The 26,903-nt window shown below is 35.2% G+C and carries 29 protein-coding genes; 26 read left to right on the top strand and 3 right to left on the bottom strand.

The window, feature by feature from the left end; translation table 11 throughout:
• Positions 1 to 6 precede the first annotated feature (6 nt).
• Complete coding sequence (gene uvrC / locus LKD20_RS01985; RefSeq protein ID WP_227720719.1) at positions 7 to 1,833, top strand: excinuclease ABC subunit UvrC; 1,827 nt, start codon at positions 7 to 9, stop codon at positions 1,831 to 1,833.
• A 54-nt stretch (positions 1,834 to 1,887) separates the two neighbouring features.
• On the opposite strand, the gene LKD20_RS01980 is transcribed toward uvrC, so the two are convergent.
• Positions 1,888 to 3,246, bottom strand: a complete 1,359-nt coding sequence (locus tag LKD20_RS01980; RefSeq protein ID WP_227720718.1) for an MATE family efflux transporter — start codon at positions 3,244 to 3,246, stop codon at positions 1,888 to 1,890.
• Positions 3,247 to 3,512: 266 nt separating this feature from the next.
• Between LKD20_RS01980 and LKD20_RS01975 the strand changes: the two genes are divergently transcribed.
• The 21 genes from LKD20_RS01975 to LKD20_RS01875 all read left to right on the top strand — a co-directional run bounded on the left by LKD20_RS01975 (position 3,513) and on the right by LKD20_RS01875 (position 20,699).
• Positions 3,513 to 4,172, top strand: coding sequence for a TerC family protein (locus LKD20_RS01975; protein WP_118353324.1), 660 nt, complete (start codon positions 3,513 to 3,515; stop codon positions 4,170 to 4,172).
• 146 nt (positions 4,173 to 4,318) lie between these two features.
• Positions 4,319 to 4,987, top strand: coding sequence for a TerC family protein (locus LKD20_RS01970; RefSeq protein ID WP_005386950.1), 669 nt, complete (start codon positions 4,319 to 4,321; stop codon positions 4,985 to 4,987).
• The gene (gene rlmD, locus LKD20_RS01965; protein ID WP_118353323.1) at positions 4,987 to 6,471 is read left to right on the top strand and encodes a 23S rRNA (uracil(1939)-C(5))-methyltransferase RlmD; all 1,485 of its coding nucleotides are present in this window, start codon (positions 4,987 to 4,989) and stop codon (positions 6,469 to 6,471) included. Before LKD20_RS01970 ends, rlmD begins: the two co-directional genes overlap by 1 nt.
• Positions 6,472 to 6,556: 85 nt before the next feature.
• The gene (locus LKD20_RS01960; protein WP_118353387.1) at positions 6,557 to 7,264 is read left to right on the top strand and encodes a hypothetical protein; all 708 of its coding nucleotides are present in this window, start codon (positions 6,557 to 6,559) and stop codon (positions 7,262 to 7,264) included.
• A 387-nt stretch (positions 7,265 to 7,651) separates the two neighbouring features.
• Positions 7,652 to 8,407, top strand: coding sequence for a hypothetical protein (locus LKD20_RS01955; RefSeq protein WP_005386945.1), 756 nt, complete (start codon positions 7,652 to 7,654; stop codon positions 8,405 to 8,407).
• Between the two features lie 76 nt (positions 8,408 to 8,483).
• Positions 8,484 to 8,909: a hypothetical protein gene (locus LKD20_RS01950; RefSeq protein WP_005386944.1), complete on the top strand. Its 426-nt coding sequence runs from the start codon at positions 8,484 to 8,486 to the stop codon at positions 8,907 to 8,909.
• A 136-nt stretch (positions 8,910 to 9,045) separates the two neighbouring features.
• The gene (locus LKD20_RS01945; protein WP_227720717.1) at positions 9,046 to 9,486 is read left to right on the top strand and encodes a hypothetical protein; all 441 of its coding nucleotides are present in this window, start codon (positions 9,046 to 9,048) and stop codon (positions 9,484 to 9,486) included.
• A gap of 366 nt (positions 9,487 to 9,852) precedes the next feature.
• Positions 9,853 to 10,332, top strand: coding sequence for a pyridoxamine 5'-phosphate oxidase family protein (locus LKD20_RS01940; RefSeq protein ID WP_118353322.1), 480 nt, complete (start codon positions 9,853 to 9,855; stop codon positions 10,330 to 10,332).
• 166 nt (positions 10,333 to 10,498) lie between these two features.
• Positions 10,499 to 11,296, top strand: coding sequence for an ADP-ribosylglycohydrolase family protein (locus LKD20_RS01935; RefSeq protein ID WP_118353321.1), 798 nt, complete (start codon positions 10,499 to 10,501; stop codon positions 11,294 to 11,296).
• Between the two features lie 26 nt (positions 11,297 to 11,322).
• Positions 11,323 to 12,384 carry an ankyrin repeat domain-containing protein gene (locus LKD20_RS01930; protein WP_118353320.1) on the top strand — a complete coding sequence of 354 codons (1,062 nt, stop codon included), beginning with the start codon at positions 11,323 to 11,325 and terminating at the stop codon, positions 12,382 to 12,384.
• Between the two features lie 28 nt (positions 12,385 to 12,412).
• A complete protein-coding gene (locus tag LKD20_RS01925) occupies positions 12,413 to 12,832 on the top strand; it encodes a bacteriocin (RefSeq protein WP_118353319.1) in 420 nt (139 codons plus the stop codon).
• Positions 12,825 to 13,184, top strand: a complete 360-nt coding sequence (locus LKD20_RS01920; RefSeq protein WP_118353318.1) for a hypothetical protein — start codon at positions 12,825 to 12,827, stop codon at positions 13,182 to 13,184. Before LKD20_RS01925 ends, LKD20_RS01920 begins: the two co-directional genes overlap by 8 nt.
• A 47-nt stretch (positions 13,185 to 13,231) precedes the next feature.
• On the top strand, positions 13,232 to 13,690 hold the full coding sequence (locus LKD20_RS01915) for a glycosyl transferase family 4 (RefSeq protein ID WP_118353317.1): 459 nt from the start codon (positions 13,232 to 13,234) through the stop codon (positions 13,688 to 13,690).
• Between the two features lie 43 nt (positions 13,691 to 13,733).
• Complete coding sequence (locus LKD20_RS01910) at positions 13,734 to 15,248, top strand: SMI1/KNR4 family protein (RefSeq protein WP_118353316.1); 1,515 nt, start codon at positions 13,734 to 13,736, stop codon at positions 15,246 to 15,248.
• 206 nt (positions 15,249 to 15,454) lie between these two features.
• On the top strand, positions 15,455 to 15,820 hold the full coding sequence (locus LKD20_RS01905) for a hypothetical protein (protein ID WP_118353386.1): 366 nt from the start codon (positions 15,455 to 15,457) through the stop codon (positions 15,818 to 15,820).
• A 118-nt stretch (positions 15,821 to 15,938) separates the two neighbouring features.
• On the top strand, positions 15,939 to 16,517 hold the full coding sequence (locus LKD20_RS01900; protein WP_118353315.1) for a hypothetical protein: 579 nt from the start codon (positions 15,939 to 15,941) through the stop codon (positions 16,515 to 16,517).
• Positions 16,518 to 16,818: 301 nt separating this feature from the next.
• Positions 16,819 to 17,835 (top strand): DMP19 family protein, encoded by a 1,017-nt coding sequence (locus LKD20_RS01895; protein WP_118353314.1) that lies wholly within the window; start codon positions 16,819 to 16,821, stop codon positions 17,833 to 17,835.
• 76 nt (positions 17,836 to 17,911) lie between these two features.
• Positions 17,912 to 18,397, top strand: a complete 486-nt coding sequence (locus LKD20_RS01890) for a prolyl-tRNA synthetase associated domain-containing protein (RefSeq protein WP_009350914.1) — start codon at positions 17,912 to 17,914, stop codon at positions 18,395 to 18,397.
• Positions 18,398 to 18,430: 33 nt separating this feature from the next.
• Positions 18,431 to 19,198 (top strand): putative quinol monooxygenase, encoded by a 768-nt coding sequence (locus tag LKD20_RS01885; RefSeq protein WP_118353313.1) that lies wholly within the window; start codon positions 18,431 to 18,433, stop codon positions 19,196 to 19,198.
• 121 nt (positions 19,199 to 19,319) lie between these two features.
• Positions 19,320 to 20,099: a protein-ADP-ribose hydrolase gene (locus LKD20_RS01880; protein WP_118353312.1), complete on the top strand. Its 780-nt coding sequence runs from the start codon at positions 19,320 to 19,322 to the stop codon at positions 20,097 to 20,099.
• Between the two features lie 102 nt (positions 20,100 to 20,201).
• Positions 20,202 to 20,699: a methylated-DNA--[protein]-cysteine S-methyltransferase gene (locus LKD20_RS01875; RefSeq protein ID WP_105089065.1), complete on the top strand. Its 498-nt coding sequence runs from the start codon at positions 20,202 to 20,204 to the stop codon at positions 20,697 to 20,699.
• A gap of 114 nt (positions 20,700 to 20,813) precedes the next feature.
• Here LKD20_RS01875 and LKD20_RS01870 read toward each other — a convergent pair whose 3' ends face one another.
• Entirely contained in the window at positions 20,814 to 21,479 is a 666-nt protein-coding gene (locus LKD20_RS01870; protein WP_118353311.1) for a fumarylacetoacetate hydrolase family protein, read from the bottom strand.
• A 158-nt stretch (positions 21,480 to 21,637) separates the two neighbouring features.
• Here LKD20_RS01870 and LKD20_RS01865 point away from each other — a divergent pair, with 158 nt between their 5' ends.
• Both LKD20_RS01865 and LKD20_RS01860 read left to right on the top strand, forming a co-directional pair.
• Entirely contained in the window at positions 21,638 to 22,861 is a 1,224-nt protein-coding gene (locus LKD20_RS01865; RefSeq protein ID WP_227720716.1) for a hypothetical protein, read from the top strand.
• A gap of 149 nt (positions 22,862 to 23,010) precedes the next feature.
• Positions 23,011 to 24,033 carry a branched-chain amino acid aminotransferase gene (locus LKD20_RS01860; protein WP_227720715.1) on the top strand — a complete coding sequence of 341 codons (1,023 nt, stop codon included), beginning with the start codon at positions 23,011 to 23,013 and terminating at the stop codon, positions 24,031 to 24,033.
• Between the two features lie 158 nt (positions 24,034 to 24,191).
• On the opposite strand, the gene LKD20_RS01855 is transcribed toward LKD20_RS01860, so the two are convergent.
• A complete protein-coding gene (locus LKD20_RS01855) occupies positions 24,192 to 24,584 on the bottom strand; it encodes a thioesterase family protein (RefSeq protein WP_213466932.1) in 393 nt (130 codons plus the stop codon).
• Between the two features lie 225 nt (positions 24,585 to 24,809).
• Between LKD20_RS01855 and LKD20_RS01850 the strand changes: the two genes are divergently transcribed.
• Positions 24,810 to 25,547, top strand: a complete 738-nt coding sequence (locus LKD20_RS01850; RefSeq protein WP_005386912.1) for a TVP38/TMEM64 family protein — start codon at positions 24,810 to 24,812, stop codon at positions 25,545 to 25,547.
• Between the two features lie 56 nt (positions 25,548 to 25,603).
• On the top strand, positions 25,604 to 26,797 hold the full coding sequence (locus LKD20_RS01845) for an aminotransferase-like domain-containing protein (protein ID WP_227720714.1): 1,194 nt from the start codon (positions 25,604 to 25,606) through the stop codon (positions 26,795 to 26,797).
• Positions 26,798 to 26,903: the final 106 nt, after the last annotated feature.

Raw genomic sequence — 26,903 nt, 5'->3', positions numbered from 1 at the left:
GGACATATGCCATCTGAAGAATTACTAGAGAAGGTCAGTCATTTGCCAACTACGCCCGGTGTGTATTTATGGCGTGATCAGTATAACCGCATCATCTATGTTGGTAAGGCTATTAACTTGCGCAATCGAGTGCGTTCCTATGTGCGCAATGATGCCAACCGGGCACCTAAGGTTGCGGCCATGATGAAGCGAGCCGTCGATGTAGAAATCATTCAAACTAAGACGGAAATGGAAGCGCTCATCTTAGAGAACACGCTTATTAAGGAGCATGAGCCTAAATACAATATTAGGCTTCGTGATGATAAAACGTATCCGTACGTAAAAATCTCAGTGCAAGAGGACTACCCACGTGTATATATGACACGCCGTCTTGAACGAGATGGGGCCAAGTACTTTGGACCTTTTACAGATGTAACATCAGTTCATGTAGTACTAAAATTGATTCGTCAGTATTATCCGTTGCGTACTTGTAAATCTATGAAGGTAGAGAGACCGTGTTTACAGTACCACATGCATTACTGTGAAGCGCCGTGCTTTAATAAGATTTCTGTACCAGATTACCGGAAGTATATTGATGAAATTGTAGAACTCTTTGAAGGTAAGCCTATACCATTGCTTAACGAGATTAAGGAAAAAATGGAACTAGCTGCAGAAGACTTACGCTTTGAAGATGCAGCACGGTATCGAGATCAGTTAGCTAGTATTGAAAAGATACAAGAAAAGCAACGGATGGTTACACAGCGTGGCGATTTAGACGTGTTAGGTATTGCGGTGGATACCTCAATGGCTTGCGTACAGTTATTATTTATTCGTGGTGGTCGATTACTAGGTCGTGAAAACTACTTTGTGCAACATGATGGAGATAGTGCTGAAACCATAATGACGGACTTTATCAAGCAATACTATGGGGATACGAACTTTATTCCTAAAGAGTTACTACTCCCTATGGATAGTACAGATAGAGACTTGTTACGTGAATGGTTTACCCGGCTTAAAGGGCAGAATGTAGACGTATCTGTACCACAACGAGGGTATAAGATGGATATGATCAAGATGGCTCATGAGAATGCGAAAACCTTCCTAGAAGAGCGCCGTCGTCAGTGGCAACACCAAATCGATAAGACCGGTGGAGCTGTTAAGAAATTAGCGGAAGTATTGGACTTACCACGCTTGCCGGAGCGTATGGAATGCTTTGATATCTCTCATACCCAAGGTGCTGAAACGGTAGCATCTATGGTTGTCTTTGAAGGTGGCAAACCAGCGAAGAAGGAATATCGTCGATTCAAATTAAAAACGACACAAGGCAAGCCGGATGACTTCAAGTCTATGGCGGAAATCATGGAGCGACGTTACGGTAAGGAAACAGACTGGCCTATGCCTGATCTCATCATCATCGATGGTGGTAAAGGTCAGCTCAATGCAGCATTGCCATTGATCCGTGGTGTAGGTGTTACAGATGTGCCAGTTATCTCTTTAGCTAAACGTATTGAAGAGGTCTTTGTAGAAGGACAATCTGAAAGTATTATCCTAAGCCATCGTTCACCGGAGCTTCAATTGCTCCAACAAATACGCGATGAAGCCCATCGCTTTGCTATTACGTACCATCGTAAGCTTCGTGGGAAACGTAATTTAGAATCTATTTTAGATCACATTGAAGGTATTGGCCCTAAACGCCGAAAGGCATTATGGGCTCACTTTAATAGTTTAGAAGCCATGAAAGAAGCATCTATTGATGAGCTTTCAAAGGTGGAATCTATGAATTATAAGACGGCAGAAACACTATATAATTTCTTCCGCATGTCCAACGTAGAAAAGCAAGATATTCTAAAATAAAAAGGCACCTATTGATAAGGTACACATCAGTGTCATCTTCAATAGGTGCTTTGATTATTTTGCAATAGCGTTAGGTTTATAATGTTGGATGTAGTACGTGCGAAGTGTAAATAGTATACTAGCAACTACTACACTAGATAACAAACCAATCCATACGCCAAATGGTCCATAATTAGGATTTTTAGCGAGAATATAAGCAGTAGGGAAACATACGCCCCAATATGATACGAGGGAGATGTATAGTACTACTTTTACATCCTTGTAAGCTCTTAGTATACCTTGTAGTGGAGTACCGATGGCATCGATAGCGGAAAAGAATACGCCATATCCAAGGAATTGATAAATAAGATCATATACTTCATCATCATTTGTGAATAGGTCCGCAATATCATCCATATGGGTGAACGTAAAGGCACAAATGAGTAACGCAATAATGATGGCCATTACGCGAGCGATGTAAGAATACTGAATGGCATCCTTTTTGCGCCCTGCACCGAGCTCGTAAGCAACGGCAATAGTAGAGGCCATAGCAATACTGAGTGGTAAGCAGTAGAATACATTAGTAAAGGAAATAACCGACTGATGGGCTGCTACTACGGCAGATCCAAAGTGAACCATCAAGAGGCCAGCGATACTAAAGATACTAGCTTCTAAGAAGATGGAACCACCAATAGGAATACCCACATGTAATTGCTCACGAATATAGTGGAAGCTTGGACCTTTAAAGTCTTTATAAATACGATAACCTTTAAGCTTCGGATGTAATAGAATAACCAAGCTAAAGAGGATAAAGTTAGTCCAACAAGCACCAGCTAAACCGTAACCCGCGCCAATACCACCGATTTCAGGGAAACCGTAGTGGCCAAAGATGAGTGCATAGTTTAAGAATACATTAATCACAAAGCTTGTAAAAACGATAGCCATAGAGTAATGTGTTAACCCATGGGAATCAACTGTATTACGCAAAGTATTTACCCAAAGTAGAGGGAATAAACCAAGAGCAAAAGCTTTCAGATAACTAACACAAACCTCAGAGGCAGCAGGTTCTAAATTTAACGTAGTCAGTAATGGGCGAAGACCCAATATACCGATTAGTAAAATGATAAATGCTAGGCCTGTACCAATGAAAAGACCTTGATGGAAAATCATGGAAATATCATCTGTTTTCTTAGCTCCCAATAGCTGAGAAATGATCGGTGTGATACCCATTAAAGTTCCTTGTGCAAAGATATAGAAGAGGAGCCATAAATTATACCCCGTAGCGACCCCAGCTAAATCTATCGTACTATATTGTCCCGTTAAAAAGATGGCTATAAAGGTACCACCTATAAGGGAAAATTGCGTTATGCACATAGGAGTAAATAGCTTAATGAACAACCATAACTTTTGTAATATAGAATATGTTTGATACATACTAACCTCCCTTTTATTGATATACTATACAATATCATAAAATCGCTTAATTTAATAGATAAAACCTAGGAATAATAGGAATTAAATCTATTAATCAATAGCGGTTATATTGTTGATTTTGAGAATAAAAATAGTTATGAATTCCCACTCATGAAGGTGAAGAATGTATGAGAAAAATGTATATATATGTTAATATTTGAATTTTACACTACTGAACTATATCGATTATAATATATATACTATAGTTATATTCTAAGGAGGATACATTGGACATCTTATCTGTACAAGGTTTATTAGCGATGCTTCAGATCATCGTTATCGATATCTTACTTGCTGGCGACAATGCCATTGTAATTGGTATGGCAGCTCGTAACTTGCCAGCACATTTACAGAAGAAAGCCATCTTCTGGGGCACAGCCGGCGCTATTATTTTACGTCTTGTTATGGCATTCCTATTTGTAGAGGCATTGAACAATATTCCTGCACTTCGTTTAGTAGGTGGTATTCTCCTCTTATGGATCGGATACAAGCTCGTTGCCGATGATGAAAGCGAGCATAATATCGAAGCTAAGGATAATTTACGCGCAGCCATTACAACTATTGTTATTGCTGACGGTATCATGGGTATCGATAATGTTATCGGTGTAGTTGGTGCTGCAGGTGGTCATATGACAATGGTAGCCATTGGTATGCTCATAACTGTACCAATCATCATTTATGGCAGTACTTTATTTGTAAAAGTCATCGAACATTTCCCAATTATCCTATACGTTGGCGGCGGTATCCTTGGCTGGGTAGGTGCTGGTATGGCAGTAGAGGATACATTGATTGCTCATAGTGTTGAGCCATATGCACTGTTCATCAAAATTGCTGCAGCAATCCTCGTAGTAGGGGCATCTTTGGTAGCTAAAAAACTCAAGAAATAATAGAATATATCTCTTCTCCTAATCATAGGAGGAGAGATTTTTTTATGTAAACTAATAGCTCTCTTTTTAGGTGAGAAAATAGAAAAATTATGGTATAGTTAAGGGATAGTTATTGAATTACTCGTTTGAATTGAGGTATGTACAGAATGGAATTTTTAGAAGTTGCCACGTGGGTAACCATTGGTAAAATTATTTTGATTGATATTTTGTTGGCTGGCGATAATGCTGTAGTAATTGGTATGGCAGCAGGTAAGCTAGCTCCAGAACTACAAAAGAAAGCCGTAATTTGGGGTACAGTAGGTGCCATTGTAATGCGCCTTGTATTTGCTACCCTTTTAGTAGAGGCTCTTACTTTAATTCCTCTTATCCACTTAGGTGGTGGCCTTGTACTTGTATGGATTGCCATTCAATTATTAAAAGGTGGCGATGAAGATGCACATATCGAAGCTAAGAATTCATTAATGGGTGCCATTTGGACGATTATTGTAGCTGACGCAATGATGAGTATTGATAATGTCATCGGTGTAGTAGGGGCCGCTAGAGGTCATTTAGAGCTTGTTATTGCAGGTATGTTAATTACTGTTCCAATTATCGTATTTTGCTCTACATTATTTGCTCGAATTATTAATAAATTCCCTGCCATTCTTTGGGCTGGTGGTGCACTCCTTGGTTGGGTTGCAGGCGAAATGATTGTGGAAGATCCACTTCTTATGCCATATATTCAAGGTGAAGAATTACTCGTTAAATTCGGCACTGTATTCTTCGTTCTTATTGTGACAGGTATGATTAAAATTTGGAAGAAAAGAGACGCGTAATGAACGGTACTAATCGTACATCTCGTAAAAAACAATCTAAACAACATAGAAGAAGTAATCGCTCTAATTCACCGCAAGCTATAAGCGGCCAATTATCTAAAAAACAACAGGCTATTTTAAATGCGCCTGTTAAGTTTGGTGATGAAGTATTGGTAACTATTCATGGCATCGGTAGCAGCGGTGAAGGGGTAGGTCGTGTAGACGATTTTACTGTCTTTGTGCCTTTTGCCTTACCTGGAGAAACTGTGAAAGTAGCTATTGATATGGTTAAAAAAACCTATGCTACAGGGCGCCTCTTAGAAATTGTTACGATGGCTCACAATCGTATCGATGCAAGTTGTAATCTTTATGGATTCTGTGGAGGCTGCCAACTACAACACATTACCTATGAAGGGCAGCTTTCACTAAAAACACAAAAGGTAAAGGACGTTATCGAACGTATTGGTCATCAAAATCCAGACCTTGTTAAGCCTACATTAGGACCTAAAGAACCATGGGCATATCGCAATAAGATGCAAATGCCTGTAGGCGGCACTAAAGGCGATATTCAAATGGGATTCTATGCGATGGGATCTCACGATATCGTGCAAGGCACAAACTGTCCTATTCAAGATGAAGGGAATAATATCATCGCTCAAGCTTGTTACCAAATCGCTAAAGAGTTTGATATTGAACCGTATGATGAATATACAGGAAAGGGTGTACTGCGCCATATTATTGGACGCATTGGACAATCTGGATGGATGATTATCCTTGTAACGGCAATAGAACAATTGCCGTATAAAGAGAAGTGGGTAGAAAAATTAACTGAACGCATCCCTCAAGTAGAAACTATCGTTCACAACGTTAATGGTAAGCGTACTAATGTTATCTTAGGCCCTAAAAATAATATCCTTTATGGTGATGGGACGATTACAGACCATATTAAGGACCTACAGTTTACATTGTCCCCACATTCATTCTTTCAAGTTAATCCAGAACAAACTACAGTACTTTACGACCAAGCTCTTGAGTATGCAGATCTTAAAGGGGATGAAACCGTTATCGATGCGTACTGTGGTACGGGGACAATTTCATTGTTTTTGGCGCATAAAGCTAAACATGTAATAGGTATTGAAATCGTAGAACCAGCCATTATTAATGCTCGTGAAAATGCGAAACGCAATGGCTATGATAATACCGAATTCATCGTCGCTGATGCGGCTGTAGAAATGCCAAAACTCTACAAGGCTGGCGTACGACCAGACGTCATCGTATTCGATCCAATTCGAGCAGGCTGTAAAGAAGAAGTACTAACCTCTGCAGCAGGGATGGAACCAAAACGCATTGTTTACGTATCCTGTAACCCAGCTACCATGGCTCGAGACATTGAAATCCTTACACACTACGGCTATGAACTAAAAGAAGTACAACCAGTGGATATGTTTCCAATGACAGCGCATGTTGAAGCAGTGGCTTTACTCACTAGAAGCAAAGCGATGTAGTGAGGATTAGAATGGCTCATATTAGAGATGACCAAAATTTATGGAAAAGCTTATTTTTAAAAGTATATGTTTTGTAGGTGAGACTATGAACATTAAGAAACAAATTGTTTTATTTTCAATTTTAGCTATGTCTGTTATGGCAGTATCTGCTGAAGATATTAGCACTTATAATCCTCAAGTTATTGAGAAACACCAAATTACAAATGAAGATATTGCATCAGCAACATCTTATGGACAGTCTTTAGTAGAAAAGAAAAATATCAAAATGATATCTACTGCTAAGAAAAAGTTTATTAAAAGACGTTATGGTGGAATTTTCCCAAGAAATGAATTGCAAGGTATCGTATATGTTCAAACTCCATTCGCAATTTTTGCAAATACGGCATTGGAGGATGCTAGAGGTGTAGCAAGTACTTATTCAACAAGAAATGCTACTAATATATTACAGGTTAGATCTTTCCTTTATATGCCGGAAAGTAAGATGTATAATGATACTAATAATGTCGTTATATCTATAGTACAAAATGGAAATACATATTATCCAATAGAAACAGTACGTGGCGATGATCAATATGAAGGTCCTGGTATGTGGGTAACAGTAGGTTATCAATCATTATTTGAATTATCTAAGATTGATACTAATAGTCCTTTTGAAGTTCATATTAAGTCTGATGCGGTTAAGGTTGGAGAGGCAGTAATTCAGTTCCTACCATTAAATGCGTCTAATAAGTATGTTTTAGATGACTCATATTCACTTTATAGAGGTGATGCAGTTTTTATTGATAAGAAATAATGTTTTATTAAGAATGTTATTTTACATTTTTATAAATCCAAAACTTTTATGGCTTACTTCTAATATAATAAAAGGGTGTAAAAGAATGCAGTAAAACCGCATTCTTTTACACCTTTTTTACATTAAGACTATTTCCAAAGGTTTATTTAGTAAATAATTTTCAGAATGTCTGATTTTTTATATAATAAGGTTATAAATATTAGTACAGTATGTAATGGGGATAATTAGTTCAGAGGTAAGAAGGTAGTATATCAACAACGATTGGTTGACATCACATAGATTGGGCTATAGCATTTTACGTGTGATAAAGTAAACCGAGCGTATACTTTATAAGGGAGATTATAATGGAGTTGGTAAGTTGGTTACTTTATAAATGGAGATGATTCTTTGGCTAACCATGCATATAGAGATAAAGAAAGACGAGATATAATACTAGCAAGTGAGGCTCTTGAAGAAAATAGGGATAAGTCTTTTTATTGTCCATATCCGCTATGTAATAGTAAATTATTTGTATGTGCTGGTGATGGCTCTCGGAAAGCATATTTTAGAGCAACTAAATCTGCGTATAAACATATTGCTAATTGTCCTTATGCAAATAGTTCAGTCGCTTTTGATGACAATAAATTTAATGAGTTAAATTTTTCTTTTGAAAATGCAATGCAAAATCTTTTAGTTAAGAAGAATCCGAAAAATTCAAGTGGGAATTCTAAAAAATCTTCATATGGTGAACATTATAATCTCACACTCAGTACAATAAAGCAGATATATTCTATATGTAAACGATTCCATCCTAATTACTCATATGGAAATGAGAAAATTGGAAGAATGATTTTAGATGATAGAACTGCATACTGGTATCCTAAAGGTGTTTTCGGCTTTAAAATAATTGAGTCTTGTGTAAAAGGTCGCTTTTACGATAGTGATAAAAATGAGATTTATTTAGTAGCTCCTGTAGCAAATCCTAATTATCATTTTATATTATCTATTTCTGATATAAACCTTTATAACAAGATAAGAAATATGGTATTTGAAAATAAAGATAAAATTATTATAGTTGCTGGAGACTGGAAACCTTCAAATTTAGGCTATGGTTACTTTGAAACAAAAATATATAGTGATAGACAAATATCTATTTTAAATTGATATTTTATAAACTATTATGAGATTATTTTTTTGGTGGATAAATAATATAAGCCGTATCTTTTAAAGGAGTAAGACAATGGAGCTTCGATCACTTGCTAGGATATCTTTACCTAAGGACGAATATGTTTACTTGTTGGGGATGGCTATTTCAGTATTTATCTCTAATAATGGTTTTATTATAGAGAACATTATTAATACAGATAGTGATTATTCTTGGTATGACTTGATTGATAAAGAATTAGGCCAACTTAAATCGCCTATTGCTCAAACAATTACGAAAAATGCTGGTGGAGAAATAGCTGAGTTATTTTCAGATATTGTTTATAGGCGCAATCGTATCATTCATAGTTTTAGAATCACTTCATCTAAAAATGAGCAAATTTTAGCTACAAAAGATAGAATTACCAATCAACAATTTTATATAGATGAGCATTATTTGATAAATTTTATAGAGTTGAATAATAAATTATCTTACTTATTGCATGAATATCGTGAATATTAAAATAATCAATAATGATATTTTGTTGTCTAGACTAAAAGCCCTTCGCTTATGCAAAGGGCTTTTACTGTACACTCATACTTATAAATGTAATATAATTAAAATAAATATATGTATTGTATTCGATGAGGTATTTGTTATGGGATTAATTTTAGATATTTATGAGGTAATGCACCAATTGAGTATTTGGCGACCAATATTTCATTCGGAAGCAGATTTTCAGTTTAGCTTAGCCTGGATGATTAAAGAACAATATCCAAATTGTGATATTAGATTAGAGTTTGTACCTGAATTTAATCCTAATTTACATCTTGATATTCTTGTTATATTAGATGGTAAATGGATTCCTATTGAGCTTAAATATACGACAAAAAAATGTATTAAAACTATAAATGATGAAGTGTATGTGTTGAAGGAGCAAGGTGCTAAGGATCAAGGTTGTTATAACTACTTAAAAGATATAATGCGTATAGAGGAATTTAGGGATAAGAGTAATAAGTTTATTGAAGGTTATACAATTAAGATAACTAGTGAAATATCTTATCTAAAGCCTCCGACAAAAGTAAATAGGCAATTTTAAAAGTTTTTGCAAACATTTGTTCTAAAACACTTGACCGAACATTCGTTCGTGTGCTAATATAAGCATGTAAACAAACAAATGTTATCAGATATTATGTTCGATGTAAATGTGAGGTATGAGATGAAAAATATATTAATGATTGTACATACGCCGAATTTTCTATTGAGGATGGTTCTATAAAAACTGGGTGTATGAGTTGGGCCGCTAATACAGGAAAAGGAACAATGCGTGGAATGGAAGCACCTATAGAATTAACTGGGATATATCCTATAAATTGGAAAGAATATTCTAAAGTTGATGATACTAATAGCGGTACTTTTATGTATTTTGTAAATAGGATAAGTAAATAAAATTAGGAGATATATTATGTTTAAACCTATTCGTATAAAGATAAATGAAATAGATCGTGCTGCTACAGAAGCTTTATTACAATCTAATCGTCGTGGAATTATTGCCATGAATGGTGTTGAGGGTTATCCTTATGCTATTCCTATTAATTATTTTTATGATTGTGATAATAAAAAGATTTATTTTCATGGAGCTAAAGCTGGTCATAAAGTAGAGTCATTGAAAACTTCAGATAAGGTATGTTTTACCGTATATGGTAATGAGAGAATTGATGAATCTGAATCCTGGGCGCCGTATGTACAAAGTGTAGTCGTATTTGGAAGATGTCGTTTGCTAGAGGCAGGTTCAGAATCTATAGATCGATTAAAAGAATTTGCTATGAAATATTATCCTAGTGAGCAGCTTGTAGACAAAAATATTGCTCATGCTGGTAGAGCAGTTCAAATGTTTGAAATCACCATTGAACATATGAGTGGTAAACAAGTACAAGAGAAATAATAGATTAGCCCTTCGTTTATACGAAGGGCTTTTACTATACACTCATACTTATAAATGTAATATAATTAAACTAAATGGATAGTATTGGTGGAACATTTATGTATATAGTTAATACGATAAAAATTAGCTAAATAATTAAATTCAAGAAATTCAGGGAGGGATTAACATGTTAGGAGCAATCATTGGTGATATAGTTGGTTCACGATTCGAATTTAATAATATTAGACGGAAGGACTTTGATTTCTTTACAGATCAATGTGTGTTAACTGATGATAGTATCATGACACTTGCTGTAGCAAAGGCCATTCTTATGAGCCAACCAAATTACAGAAATCTTTCAAAAAATGCAGTGGAATGTATGCAGACGATTGGGAGATGCTATCCAGGTTATGGTTATGGTGATCGGTTCTATAGATGGATTTTTTCAGAGAATCCAAAGCCATATAATAGTTATGGTAATGGCTCAGCTATGAGAGTTAGTGCTGCTGGGTTGGCAGCACATAGTTTGGACGAAGCAAAGCTTCTTTCTAAATTAGTTACTGAGGTTACTCATAATCATCCAGAAGGCATGAAAGGTGCAGAGGCGACAGCAGTTGCCGTATACTTAGCTAAAATTGGTAAAGATATACAAGAAATCAGAGATTATATTAATCAGCATTATTACACTATGGATTTCACATTGGATGAAATCAGAGATACCTATAGGTTTAATGAAAGTTGTCAAGGAACCGTGCCACAAGCATTGCAAGCTTTTTTTGAATCTACTGATTTTGGAGATGCCATTCGCAATGCCATCTCAATAGGTGGTGACAGTGATACTGTTGCTGCTATTTGTGGCGGTGTAGCACAGGCATATTATGGTATTCCAACGGATATTAGAAAACAGGCTCTATCGTTTTTAGATACTAAACTGCTAGGTATATTAACTGCCTTTGAAGAGAAGTTTATACCAGTTGTTGTATAAGTAAATATTATATAGGAGAGAGGGATATGATACATCTTAAGGACTTAGGCAGTTTTGAATCTGTACCGAAGTTAGTGACAGATATTATAAATGGAAATATAACAGCACTTGAAAGCGCATTAAATAGTGGTTGGGATATAGATGAACCTGTACAAATTGGTAAATATAGTGAGTATTCACCTCTACAATTAGCGTTAGTAATGGACTGTTTGCCAAGTGTAAAATGGTTGGTCGAACATGGCGTAGATTTAAATGATAAAGAAAATCCAAGTTTCTTGTTAGCTGTTCGGTATGCTGACCAAAAGGTAATAGATTATGTTGTGGAGCATGGTGCTAATATTCATGCTTTGAACTCTGTGGATGTAGATGCTTTTCAAGCTGCCTTATATGGCAAGAAATATGAGAACTTACAACTGATTCATGACTTAGGCCATACAGTACAGAAATATGGCGGTAAAGCTTTCAGAAATGCCATTACAGATGAAAATTATGAGGTCTTAGATTTCTTTATTAATAATGGTGTGGATATTAATTACAACAAGCCTGATTCTGTATATCCTTTTAAGCCAACCCCACTATGTGTAGCTGCTCGGTACGTAGATTTACAGATGTGTAAATACTTGGTAGAACATGGTGCGGATGTGACTATCACCGAAAAGGATGGTATGCGTCCTTATAGTATTGCTATTGAACGTGGCGATATGGAAATGGCTGAGTATTTTAAAAATCTAGAACCAGCTGAGTATCATGATTTACAGAATAAAATGGATCAATTGAAACCTTTTAAACTACCAAAAGCATTAGTTGCATTTTTAGAGTCGGATAATCTTTATTTTGAATTGCCAGAGTCTGATTTTATATCCATAGAATTTTTCCCTCTAATTGATACAATTCCATTTAAAGTAGGCCGTCGTAACCTATTGCGTTTATCTAAAGAGCTAGGTGAATATGATCATTGGCAAGTTGTGTGGGATCCTAAATCTAAAAAGATTGGTTGTTATGATACAGAACATCAAGAGTTACAAGAGCTTTGTAAATTTGATGAGTTTATAGCAGATATGGCAGGTCAATTAGAAACCTTATTCTAATGTATATTGTAAAGTTGAGGAGATACATATGGCAGATGCAGTTGAGAAAACTTATACAGATTGGTCAATTGATGTAGGTGACTATAAGTATGAAGGAATTACCTTGAATGAGGTTGAGCAAAATCTCTATGCTATTGAGGATCAAGAGCAAAATTTTGTAGTTATATCACCATCAAAGGCAATCCTAATAGATAATAAAATGTATAACTTTGTACAGGTCTGTAATGATGAAGATACCGATTTATTGCATATAGAGCTTAGTGTAACTAATGATGGTGAGCAGGGTGCCATTATATACGGTAAAAATGAGCTAGGCCCTCAAGAGACATTCCATATCATAGAAGAATTTATTGCACATCATAAGGTACCGTCATTAGATGATTGGGAAATCGTGTTAGATTTAAGACCGAAGATGGAAAGCTATTTAAAGGGTACAAACGATGACTAATCCTGTAATATATGATGAACAGTTAAGGCAATATACCATATCCTACGAAGGAATACAGTTTTGCTGGGATGAGAAACCAACAGATATTAATTTAGATACGGCAAAGTTATTGGCTGTTAATTACCATAAAAATATAGATACAATTGTAACTTTCATTTATAACGAAATACGAGATTGGTATGGTGATGTAACTATTGATGACGTGAAATCATACATTGGTACGCCTATTATTGAACCAGAACGTGATGTTGTAACCTATTGCGAGCAAACCTTTGATGATACCCATATCTTTTCTTTTACATTTTGGGATGATGAATTCAAAGATTTACATTATTTTGCCATAGATGGATGATATATTTTCCATGATTTTGCTAGTATGACTTATATGTGGAGTCTATTATGTTATATACACCTAATAACATTTTGTATAAGTATATTCGCTATCGATTTAGACGGATTCAGATTCAGTGCAATATGTTATATGATATAGCACCAGAGGAAGAAGATGAGATTTGTCGTAATCTATTAAAAAAGAGAGCGAAGATATTAATTCCCGTTGGCATATTATATTTTTTGCTTTTTGGGATTATCTTTGCTTGGCTAGTAGGAACAAGTGAGGAATTGAATCCATTAATGCAATGGGAATTAAGAGTTATAGATTATGTTATACCCATTTTAAATACCATAGATATTAAGTGGTATGCATATTCCCTAGACTTATTGCGAGTAGCAGTTATTTTAGCCCCTATAGCGATTATAAATGCATCTCCTTATATTATTATTTCCTATATGGTAGATACTATTTTGATACGACGTGAGGTAAAAGCTTTAATCAAAACTTATTCTATGAATGAGTAATTAAAAATTTAGATTATATTGGTTTAAACTAGGAGAGAGTATTATGAGTAATCTAAAAGACTTTGATTGGACCGGATTTTGGAATGATGTTGACTATGCGTTTGAATCCTATATTGGTAAACCGGTTACTGACAAGGATATTAAAGCAGCTGAAGCAGATCTAGGTTATACATTGCCTGCTGCATATATTGAGCTACTTAAAAACCATAATGGTGGTGTAGTAAAGAAAAATTGTTTTATTAACGATGATGACGATTGTGTATATGTAACAGGAATATATGGCATCGATAGAGATAAAAAATACTCTCTTTTAGGTGAGATGGGAAATGAGTTTTGGATTTCAAAAGTAAAATATCCCCCTATCGGTGTCGTTGTAGCCGATACGATTTCTGGTGGGCATGATATGATTTTCCTCGATTATCGTGAGTGCGGTCCAACCGGTGAACCTAAGGTTGTACGGGTCGATCAAGAATGTGATTACTCCATGACTCCCTTAGCAGATAATTTTGGTGACTTTATTAAGAACTTATATATCAGTATAGAAGATATTACGGATGAAGAGTTTCAAGAATTAAGTGATGCGGATAAGGTTAAGATCCTTAATGAACAAGAGGACTTAGACATCGATCGTGCCATGGAGCTATTAACTAACATAGGTATCGATAATTTGTCACCTATACTATTAAGCACCTTAGGACGTATGTATAACAATAATGGCCGCGCATCAGAGGCTATTGATTTATTTAATCGTATCGACGAGGCACATCGTGATTGGTCTTGGTATTATCGTTGTGGCTATGCTCATGCGATGTTAGCTATTGGTGAAAGCTACGAATCTGAACATGTACAGAAGGCACTACAGTTAATAGAAACGGGCATAAAAATGACGAAAGAAGCCGGGTTAGATAAACAACTTGGTTGGTGTTGTGAAGTTGTTAAATACTTATTAACTCAAATCAAGCCAAAAGAGTACAAGGAGGATTATCCTTTGATATTTGAAACCATTAAGAATGTCTTTGATAATAAAAATAGTAAAAAGACTACAGAAGATAACCATATTGAAGACGCTAATGAAGACGAAGAGGATAACTATCCTACATATGATGTAGTACATTGGGTATTTAATAAGCAAACATATAGCAGAGAAGAGTTTTCCAAAGAATACAATGAAAATGTAAAAAGATATGTAGATGATGATCAAGCAGATGACGACGATAGATTAGAAGAACCTGAAATTCTAGTAACCTATGAAGCTTGGATTGAAAGTGAAGACCAACTTTTTTATAATGAACGTGTTACAGACGAAGAATTGCTGGAAGAAGATAAAGAAGATGGCATGTGGCAGGTAGAAATTATGGCTCATCTTGTGGCTGATAATGGCACATATTTTACTAGAGAAGAATTGCTCTTTAAATTGCACAATTTGATGGCCAATAAAGAATTAGGCGATCATGTATTCTTTGAAGGTATTGAATACGAAGGCCATGAATGTGAAGGTTACGGACTTATAGATAATGAAGATGGCATACCTGTATTCTATATTTGCTGTGGTAGTTGATTAATAGAGAAATAATATATTAGCCCTTCGCTTATGCGAGGGGCTTTTACTATACATACAAACTTATACCAGTAATAAAATAAATTAAATTATTGTACTTATGTGCTTTGGGCTACGTTATTTTATATGGGGTACGTGTAAAATATAACGTGATATTTTACACATTTTAAAATCTTAGGGTTGTTAAAGAGAGAGAGTTGATGCCTATGACAGAAAATGAACTCATATATGATGAGAAATATTGTGAATATAGAATTCTTTATGAAGGCTTAGAATTTTGTTGGGATGAGAAACCATCAGGTGATTATTTAGATACTGTAAAAGTCCTCGCAAAAAATTATCATAAAAATATCGATAAAATTGCTGCTTTCATGCTTGATGACATTCGAGAAATGTATGGTGAATCTATTACTATAGATGATGTGAAAGCGCGAATAGGTGTGCCTAAAATTGAAATAGAAAATGGAACTGCCACTTATTGTGAGCAAACCTTTGACTATACCCATATATTTTGTTTTGAATTTTGGGACGACGAGTTTGAAGACTTAAATTACTTTGCTATTGATGGCTAATATATTGCTATAAAAATGGCAAAAGAGGCTACTTTAGATATATAAGTTTGATGTTGTGAAGTAGTATAGTATCTATTAACTTCAATTTATTTTAAAGGATTACAAGGAGGATTATCCTATGATTTTTAATGCCATAAAAAACCTGTTTAACAAGGATGAGAATACTGAGCAGATTGAATATCTTGGTACTGATAAAGATGGTAATAAAATATATGAAGGTTACTATCATGAGTTTAAGGGAATTCCTTGGGTTTTCAATAAAACGACTTATACTAGAGAAGAGTTTCTTAAGGCGTTTTATGAATGCTTAGAAGAGCATAATGTTAATCGTGATAATTTACCGCCATTAGTAGAGTCTGAAATTTTAGTGAGCTACGAAGCTTGGATTGAAAGTAAAAGTCAGCTTCACCCTAATGAATACTTATATGAAGACGATGAATTAGAAGAATATGATAAAGAAGACGGTATGTGGCAAGTAGAAATCTATGCTCGCTTCAAAGCAGATAATGGACAGTACTTTACTACTGAAGAGATTCTTTTCAAGATACATAACACAATGGCCAATAAAGAGCTCGGTGATCATGTATTCTTTGAAAATCTAGCCTATGATGATCACGAGTTTGAAGCTGACGATGCCGAAGATGTCGACGATGATGATGAAGGTACTCCTGTATTTGTCGTATGGCTTGGTAGCTAGTAAATAGCTGTTTTTGATATAAACTATTATTTTAAAATCAGTCAGTTTGATATGTACCCCCTTTACTGGACAACCAGTAAAGGGGGTATTTTAATGAGATATAGTTATGAATTTAAAAGAAAAGCAATTGAATTATTCTATCAAGGTGAATGGCCGAAGACACCTGCCGGTGTATCAACACATATATTTCATAGTCAAATAAGGGGATGGGTACATATCAGTTATTGTTTTGAGTTATTTGTTATTTTTATGATAAGATGAGTTCATATACATATTAATGATATGAGAGGAAGTGTATTGTATGTCTATGAGTGTTAAGCAGTTTCTATCTTTGACTGATGATGAACAGTTGCAAACTATTAAAGATCTCAATGATATCGGTCAAGAGGATATTATTATCGATGTATTGACGGGGGTTGGTATCGATAACTTATCTGTACCTTTATTAGGCGAACTTGGTAGAGCCTATAACAATAACGATAAGCCAGAAGAAGCTATTAAAGTATTTAAGACCATCGATAAAGAACAGAGAGATGCAGTATGGCATTATCGCTGTGCGTACTCTCATGGCTCTATTGCTTCTACTAATCATGAGGCTTATACATCAGAGAACATGCAACAGATGTTAGCTTTAGTAGATAGGGGTGTACAATTAGCTACTAAAGAAAATCGAAATGATATAAGGGAATATTGCTTTGAAATCATGGATATGTGCCGTCTACAAATGGACTTTGAAAAATGTGAAGTTGACTATCCTGATTTATGCGTAAACTATAGCCAGTATATAGCAGAGAAAAAGAAGAAAAGAGAAGGTGTACCTCGTCAACGAACGATTACTGTAGAAGAAATTTTATCTACAGACGATATGTGGACTATTAATGAGCCTGCTTACTGGACCATAAATATTTATGGCTCTTACGATGATTACATAGAGTCAGCTAAGACTTTTACCTTGGAGCAACGATATCTTAATGCTATATGCTGGTATTTCGCTGAGGTTAATAATGGTGGGCATCATCAATTCTTCTATAACTCTACAGGCATTGTATGGGAGGATACTCTCGGGGGGTTACGCCTTTTCAAGATGGATATACTAGCAGATAATTTACAATCTGTAATCGATTACTTTGGCGGTTCTGTTCCATTTAATAGAGAAGAACGATGGACCATTTTAAAAGAATGGGACGATGAGGTATTTGATTTTCTAGATGGAAAAGACGATGTAGTCTATGAATATGAAGGAATCTTTGAAGATGTATTTGTACATGAACATCCTGAATTATTTGTATTTGATGGAACCTATACAGTCTCAGAATAAGATTGGTGTATAATTAACATGTATAGTTACTTTTACTATGATGTTTACTTTCACCAAATTATATTAGAGGTATTACATGTTAGATAAACAAGGCGTATATGATTGCCTACGTGACCATCATATCGATTTCGAAATTACGGATCACGCACCGTTATTTAGTATGGATGATAAGCCTAATGTAGAGTTGCCATATCCTGAGTGGGATGCAAAGAATTTATTCATTCGAGACCATAAACGGGAACATTATTATTTGATTACCGTTCGTGGATCTAAGCGTGTGGATCTAAAACAGTTCCGTAAGGATCATAAGCTTAAAAAGATTTCCTTTGGTTCCGAAGAAGAGCTATGGGATATTTTGAAGATTAAACCAGGTCACGTATCTCCATTCTGTTTGCTCCACGATGAAGACCGTAAGGTACATTACTACATTGATGCGGATTATAAAGATAATCTAATCGGTATACATCCAAATCAAAATGATGCTACCGTATGGCTACAGGGAAAAGACTTAGTTAAACTTATTGAAGAACATGGTACAATAGTAGAATATATTACATTGTAATCTTGAAGTACTTAGGAGTATTTAAGAACGTCTATGAATAGAACATTATTAAAACGTATGATAATTACATCTGCTATTGCTGTATTAGGTGTTAGTACATCCTTTGCGGCTCTTGTTATGGAACGTGATGAAGGTTTAGACACAGCACCTAGTGTAGGCATGTATCGCTATCAAGTTCCTACAGAGTTACAGGGCACATATAACAGTGCAGGTGTTGCCAATCTAACAGCATCTATGGAGAAAGAACCTAATACATTATCTATGAATGTAGCGCATGTAAAAGGTAATCCATCTGAGTCTTATGTAGTAGAGGTTTATAAAGATTTAGCTGCTATTGAAACACATCGCAAATCTGATCATTATCAAGCCTTTGTTAATGAAGTAGGTTCTAAATTAACAAATCGTAAAATGTACGACGTACAGTCTGTGCTATTGTTTGAAAAGAAAGATGCATTATCTATCGTCAATGATGGTAAAGCGGTAGTGACTTTGACAGAGTTTACTGTTAATAGCAATGATATCGATACAGTACAACGTCAATATGAACTTGATATCGAAAGAGCTGTTCGAGACGATGCTGGCTATAAGGCTGGTTATGTGCTTCGTGAAAGAAATGTAAAAAATCATTGGTATGTCATCCAAATTTATAGTGATCAAGAGGCCTTAACAAAACATCTAAATAGTCCTGGTTATCGCTTTATGATGAGCCAAATCCAAGGTAGTCTACAAAATGTTACCACAAAGGTTTTAGATGGGGATGTCCTCGTCAACCATGGGGGTCAAGCATTTGTAAGACCTTAAAACTGAATATAATATAGTATAATATAATCACAGTAAAGTTACTGCTAGCATATACATATGTGCTAGCAGTTTTTTGTTATATATTAGGTGAACGTATAGTCTATAAAAAAAGGAGTTACATATGACACAGCAAGAACGGTTACGCTATTTGGTTGAAGGCTTAGTAGCAGAATACAATGAGAGACATAACGAACATATAGAGATCCCTATGAATGAAGAAGAGCAATTTACTCTCTTTAGATCTTTATGTAATATTCGTCCTGCTGGTGGAATGCCTCTTGAATGGATGAAGATAGAGTCTGAATATTTAAATATATTGTCCCATGAAAAGGGAATCGTAACGATTAGTGATATGGAAGAGCGAGAGCCTCAGATTTATTTGTGGCAAGGAGATATTACTCGATTATCTGTAGATGCAATTGTAAATGCAGCCAATAATAAATTGCTCGGATGTTTTGCTCCAAATCATAAGTGTATCGATAATGAAATCCATACCTTTGCTGGTATAGAGCTTCGCATGGAATGTGCTAGAATGACTGAGTATATGGAGATGCCTGAAAAAACGGGTATGGCTCGTATGACCTATGGGTATAATTTGCCCGCAAAGCATGTACTTCATACAGTAGGTCCTATTATTTATGAAAGTGTAACAGATAAGGAAAGAATTGAATTAGCTTCTTGCTATCAATCCTGTTTAAAGTTAGCTAATGCTTATAATTTACATTCTATTGCATTCTGCTGTATCTCTACTGGTGAGTTCAGATTCCCAAATGAAGAGGCTGCCCGAATTGCAGTTGATACTGTGAGAGCCTATTTGAAAGAAACTAATAGTAAAATCCAAGTGATATTTAATGTATTTAAGGATATAGATTATGACATCTACAACAAATTATTGGGATAAATAATATACTCCTTTTGAAATTCATAAAAATACTGTATCATTTAATAATGACATACAAAAGGTTATGAATGATTTGTTAGTTTAAGAAGGAGATAATGTACTATGAATTATAAATACACCTATGAAAGCCCATTAGGAACTATGATTATGCTTGGTACATTATCATACTTAACAGATTTGTTTTTTATCGATGAAGATTATGCACCAAGTTATGATGATGCGGAGTATATAGAGCAACTAACAGGTCCATTTGAAGTAACTATTATGTGGCTAGACCAATACTTTAATGGTAAAAAGCCTTTTATTACACCACCGATTCAGTTAGAGGGGACAGAGTTCCGTAAGTCTGTATGGTCCATATTACAAACTATAGCTTATGGTGAAACTACAACATATGGAGATATAGGTAAAGAGATTGCAAAACAGCAAGGAAAAGATAGGATGTCTGCCCAAGCAGTAGGAGGTGCTGTAGGTCATAATCCTATATCTATTATCATTCCATGTCATCGTGTGATTGGTAGTAATGGAAAATTAACTGGCTATGCTGGCGGTATTGAACGCAAGAAATACATGCTTGATCTTGAAGCGAAACATAAATAGTACATATTAGATTGTAAAATCATATTTAAATAGACTTATAGAAAAAGAAGAAAGAGATTACTCATGATGGATAGACACATCATAGGTAATCTCTTTTAGTATATATAGGTGGGACTATTTAAATTGATTTACTAAGGTACCAATGCCACTAATCGATATAGATACGGTATCTCCTGATTTTAACCAACCATATCGTTTTTCATTTTTACCAAGTACAACACCACTAGGTGTACCGGTAAAGATAATGTCACCTTCCTGTAGTGTAATAAACTGGGATACAAATTCGATAATCGCGTCCGGTTTAAACATCATTTGTTGTAATTTGGCTTGTTGACGTATTTCACCGTTGACTGTTGTCGTAATAGTGGTACTTTCAAAGTCAAAATCATCTGGAGAAACAATAGTAGGACCGATAGGGGCAAAGTTATCTAGTGATTTGCCGAGAATCCATTGGGAGCCTCTAAATTGTAAGGTTCGAGCTGATACATCATTACCTATGGTATATCCTAAGATATGTTCTTTAGCTTGGTCGCGAGATATATTTTTACCCGCCTTACCAATAACAATGACGAGCTCGCCTTCGTAATCATAATGAAGGTTTTCATCTTGAATGGGAACTATATCTTGATGTGATGCCAATGCATTAGATGTTTTCATAAAGATTTCTGGAAAATCATGTGTAGCAAGACTAGTTTCCTCTATATGGTCTGCATAGTTTAAACCGATACAGATAATGTTTTTGGGATTAGTAATTAGGGTACGGTTAGTAGATTCTTTCATGAGAGATACCTCCTTAAGAGATGAGATACATATATGGTAAGTTAATTATAATATAAATCAGTATGTAAAAAATATTTTTGACGAAATAATAATATAGAGGAATTTTTGTCACATCCTGTTTATTATACTTAAACAAAGTAATAAAAGGAGGAGTCCCTATGTATATGCAAAGAAATGTGACAGATAAATTTATAGGTGCCGTAGTATCTTGTGACATTATAAGTACGGGTAGCTGGTATGGTGATTTACCAGAATCCGTTCCAAAGGAAGTGAAATTAAATCGTAAAGATTACTATATCGAAGAGATACAACATATTTCTATTAAGGAAGCCATTAGTGTTACCTATGGCATTAAATGGGAGCATATCTCGAAACCTGTAGAGGGTAAAATAGAATCCTTAACTACTAAGGAGTACTCAATTGACGAATCTAAAAAACAATATCTATTAGAGCTTATGGGGCGTAGATTTTCCGATGATATTGACATATATGATGAGGATGAGTGTGCTGTCCAAGTGCAGCTCATCAACACTGAGGATCAGGAATTTATATATGAATTTCCTTTTGATAATACTCTGAGGGCCATGTCTATACTATTCAGACAAATTCTAGGAATGTCTACATTACTTTTATTTGATGGAAATCGAGAAAAAGATAGAATTCAAGAGATTCATATTGAAGTGCAAAAAAATATGTACCAAGAATATGGTGACGTAAATACATTGAATTTTAATTGGAATGAGCCGTCTATTTCCATTGATTGTAATAGTAAGCAATTTGGTCACTCTAGCCATAGTCATAGCGAGTATGTAGATAATCAAATGATTCATCAATTGAAGCAAGATATTGACTTTCACATTGGCGAAACGCTATATAGTCTAGATTCTTTTAGTCTTAGTGAAAGTCATGACCTTGATAGAGAACCTGCTCGTGGTGGTATAGTAACAGTACGTATTAAATGGGCGCATAAAGAAGATACATTGTTTATAGGGAATGTAACTGATCAGTATGTGCCCACTTGGTATAAAAATCTAATTAATTTTATACATGCTCATACAAGAGATAAATCTTTACAAGAGTTTTTACAATCAAATCATACATCTGATAGAAGGATTTATACGTATTGTTCAGTATATATTTTTAAGATAAACCAGGAATTTTATTATCGTACTGATAGAAATGATATATATGAAGGGGATATTGTAAAAGTTCCATTTGGATCCGATAATGCGGTTCGCACTGGTCGTGTAGAATCTATTTCATATCATACGCGTTACGACGTACCTTATGATTTGAAACGAACTAAATTTATTATAGATAAAGACATAGAGATTATTTATGATATCAATCGTTATAGATATGATGATCCATATGATTTATAAGGCATCAAAATAAGTGGTATTCTATATTTTGTACTTAAATATACTCAACTTATTACATGTCTAAGTTCTGTTCTCTATAGAATATGTTGAAATAACTTGCTCATAGTGTTAAGATTATAAGTATATTAATAAGCATGGAGGTTATTGTTATGAGCAAGAATATCGATTGGGATAATCTCGGTTTTGGTTATGTAGAAACCGACTACCGTTATTTGACTACATATAAAGATGGTAAATGGGACGAAGGCGGATTAATTACTGATGCTAACGTTACCCTTAATGAATGTGCAGGTGTATTCCAATATGCACAAACTGTATTCGAAGGTTTAAAAGCATACTACACTAAAGATGGTCACATTGTATGCTTCCGTCCAGATCTTAATGCAGAGCGTTTAAATCAATCTTGTGAACGCCTTGTAATGCCTACATTACCTGAAGGTCGTTTCCTTGAAGCTGTAAAAGAAGTTGTAAAAGCCAACAAAGACTTTGTTCCTCCTTATGGTCATGGTGCAAGCCTTTATATTCGTCCTTACATGATGGGTACTAACTCCGTTATCGGTGTAAAACCTGCAGATGAATATCAATTCCGTGTATTTACTACACCAGTAGGCCCTTACTTTAAAGGTGGCGCAAAACCAATTAAAATCCGCATTACTGATTTTGACCGTGCAGCTCCTCATGGTACTGGTCACATCAAAGCTGGTCTAAACTATGCTATGAGCTTGTACGCTATTACTGATGCACATGAAAAAGGTTATGCAGAAAACATGTACCTTGATGCGGCTACTCGTACACATGTAGAAGAAACTGGTGGTGCAAACTTTATCTTCATCACTAAAGATGGTAAATTAGTTACACCTAAATCCGATAGTATTTTGCCATCCATTACACGTCGTTCTTTGATGTATGTAGCAGAACACTACCTTGGTATGACTGTAGAAAATCGCCCTGTTCATAAAGATGAATTAAAAGACTTTGCTGAAATTGGCCTTTGTGGTACAGCAGCTGTTATATCTCCAGTAGGTCAAATCGATACTCCAGAAGGCACTATTAATGTACCGGCTGGTATGGATGATATGGGTCCTATCACTAAAAAATTATATGATACATTACTTGGCATTCAACATGGTGAAATCGAAGCTCCTGAAGGCTGGGTAGTTAAAATTTGCTAATCTTTTAATAGATTAATGTAGTAGATTATATAATTTAACACGTAAATAGAAATGGCATCTATCGTTGGATAGATGCCATTTCTGTTTTTTATTTTGTTATGTTAAATTAGCGATTAGGGTATTGTAAAATTAGTTATAGACTATTATTAAATTAGTTATTAGTTAGATTTTGCACGACTTACTACTTTAGCCATGAATTTTTCGTTATTAATAACAAATCGTTCATGAGTTCCTCGACCAATGATACCAACGCCGTCAGATGCTTCAATATCAAAGGTTATTTTACGTCCTTCTACAGCACTAACTGTAGCTTTAGCAGTTACTGTTGCACCAAGTGGAGTAGGGGCCTCATGAGTAATGGATAGAGCGATACCTACAGTGCCTTCGCCATCTTCTAAATATGGTTGTACTGCTGCTTGTGCTGCCTCTTCCATTAATGCACACATAGCTGGTGTAGCAAAGACCTCTAAAGAACCAGACTTCATTGTTTTTGCAATATTGGATTCTGTAACTGTTACAGTTGCCGTAGCTGTTTGACCTGCTGATACCATAATATACCTTCTTTCATTAAGAATATTCTCGTTATAATAGTATTATACATCTTTCGATAATTTTTATGCTAATGCTATTATACATATTTTATAGATACTACCAGTTAAAAGTAATTATTTTTAACTGGTAGTAATTAGATAAATAGAATGTTTAAGTTCTTACATATAACAGTTCTATAGAATCCGTGATATAATAGAACTAGTTTTTTATAAAACGAGGTATATATGAGTACAAAAAAATTAAAGCCTTCTGGTGAAGGTTGGGTACAGTTAATAGCAGGCATTGGTTTTGTCATTCTATTAATTGCCATCAATATAGTAGATCCTACATTCTATCCTACCATGTGGCATTTAGCGACGAGTGGATCTATGGATGAGATAGCAGAGTATATTCAAGGCTTTGGTCCTATGGCTATGGTCGTTAGTATGCTTCTCGATATTTTTGTTAATGCTGTTGGTTTCTTACCATCCATATTTATCTCTACCGCAAACGGTTTAGTGTTTGGTATGTGGCCAGGCATCATTATTTCTTGGCTTGCAGAAACAATTGGCGTAGTCATTAGCTTTTACATTATGCGTTACTTCTTGCGTGATACGGCGGATAAGCTTATTGCTAAAAGTACAGTATTGATGAAAGTAGATGATTTTTCCGGTAAAAATGGTTTTGTGGTCATGTTATTTGCACGATCCTTACCATACTTTCCATCTGGTGTTATCACAGCACTTGGTGCCATTAGTAAAATCAAACCGAGAGACTATATATTAGCGAATTTAATCGGGAAATTTCCATCTACAGCTCTTGAAGTAGCTATCGGTACAGATATCGTAAATTTCCAAGAGAATATGGGGCGATTAGGAATCATCGTAGTTGTTGCAGGTATTGTATACTTCATTCTTTGGAAAGTATATAAGAACTACATCAATAAGAAAAATGCTGAACAAGAGCACGATCCTAATGCTTAACAATCTCTAATTAATTAAATGTTATTCAATTTAGTATATATGAAAGAGGCGATAGTATGAGTTTTTCTCTTCCTGAACGGGTGACCTTAAAAGGTCCTAATTTTATTCGTGAAGTATTTGAACGTGGTGTAGGGGTAGAAGGTTTTATTAGCTTTGGTATTGGCAATCCTGCACCAGAAGCCATTCCTGTTGAGGTTATTGAAAAGGCTTTTGATGAAGTGGTTCACTCTAATCCCATGAGTCTTTTACAATATGGACCAATGCAAGGGGATGCACGTTTAGCAGAATTGACATTAGAGCGTCTTGTAAAAACACATAAGATGAATCCAGAAGGACAAGGTCTTATAATCTCCAATGGTGCTGGTCAGCTATTAGGCCTTGTACCAATTACCGTATTGGAACCTGGCGATGAAGTATACATGGATGAATTTACTTTTACTAGTGCTATCAATTCTGTACGCAATATGGGTGGTAAAGCATTAGGTATTAAGACTGATGAGTATGGCATGATTCCTAGTGAATTAGAAAAAGCTGCTCAATCTGGTAAAGGTAAATATATTTATCTCATTCCTAACTTCCAAAATCCAACAGGTATTACGATGCCGTTGGAACGCCGTAAAGAAATTTACGCTATTGCCTCTAAATATGATTTGTTTATCTATGAAGATGATCCATACGGTGAGATTCGCTTTGCTGGTGAGTATATTCCAACATTTAAATCCTTTGATACAGAAAATCGTGTTCTCTATGCAGGTTCATATTCCAAGACATTATCTGCAGGTTTGCGCGTAGGTTTCCTATTTGGCCCAGCGAAGGTAGTAGAAACTATTCAAGCATTAAAAAATAATACAGCAGGGCAACTGCCACTAGTTACACAAAAGGTTGTAGCTAACGTATTGGATTCAATCGATTACGATGAGCATTTAGATAATGTGCGCAAAGTATATAAAATGAAATGCGATGCTTTACTTAACGCTTTTGACAAGTATGCGAGTTCTAAAGTTCATTTAACTAAGCCTACAGGAGGTATGTTTGCATGGATGACTATGCCAGCTGAAGTTAACTGTGATGACTTCTTCGAAGCATGTATGGACAGAAATGTAGGGATTATTAAGTGTGGCGCCTTTGCGGCTGATGGAGCAGGGGAAGGACATGCATTCCGTTTGAGCTATACTGTACCAACAGTAGAAGAAATTACAAAGGGCATGGAAATTCTTGGAGCTTTAACTAAAGAATTCTGTGGTGAGTAATATATTGATAAAGTTTGATATGACATGATACAATGTAACAGTAGATACATTGTATCTACCATATAGAAAAAAAGTTTTACATATAGATGTGAGGTAGTTCCTCAAA

The organism is Veillonella fallax, assembly GCF_020687175.1.
In the GTDB taxonomy this organism is placed as follows: domain Bacteria; phylum Bacillota; class Negativicutes; order Veillonellales; family Veillonellaceae; genus Veillonella; species Veillonella fallax.
Note: the sequence above shows the minus strand (reverse complement) of the source record. Positions and strands in the feature narration are given on the sequence as shown.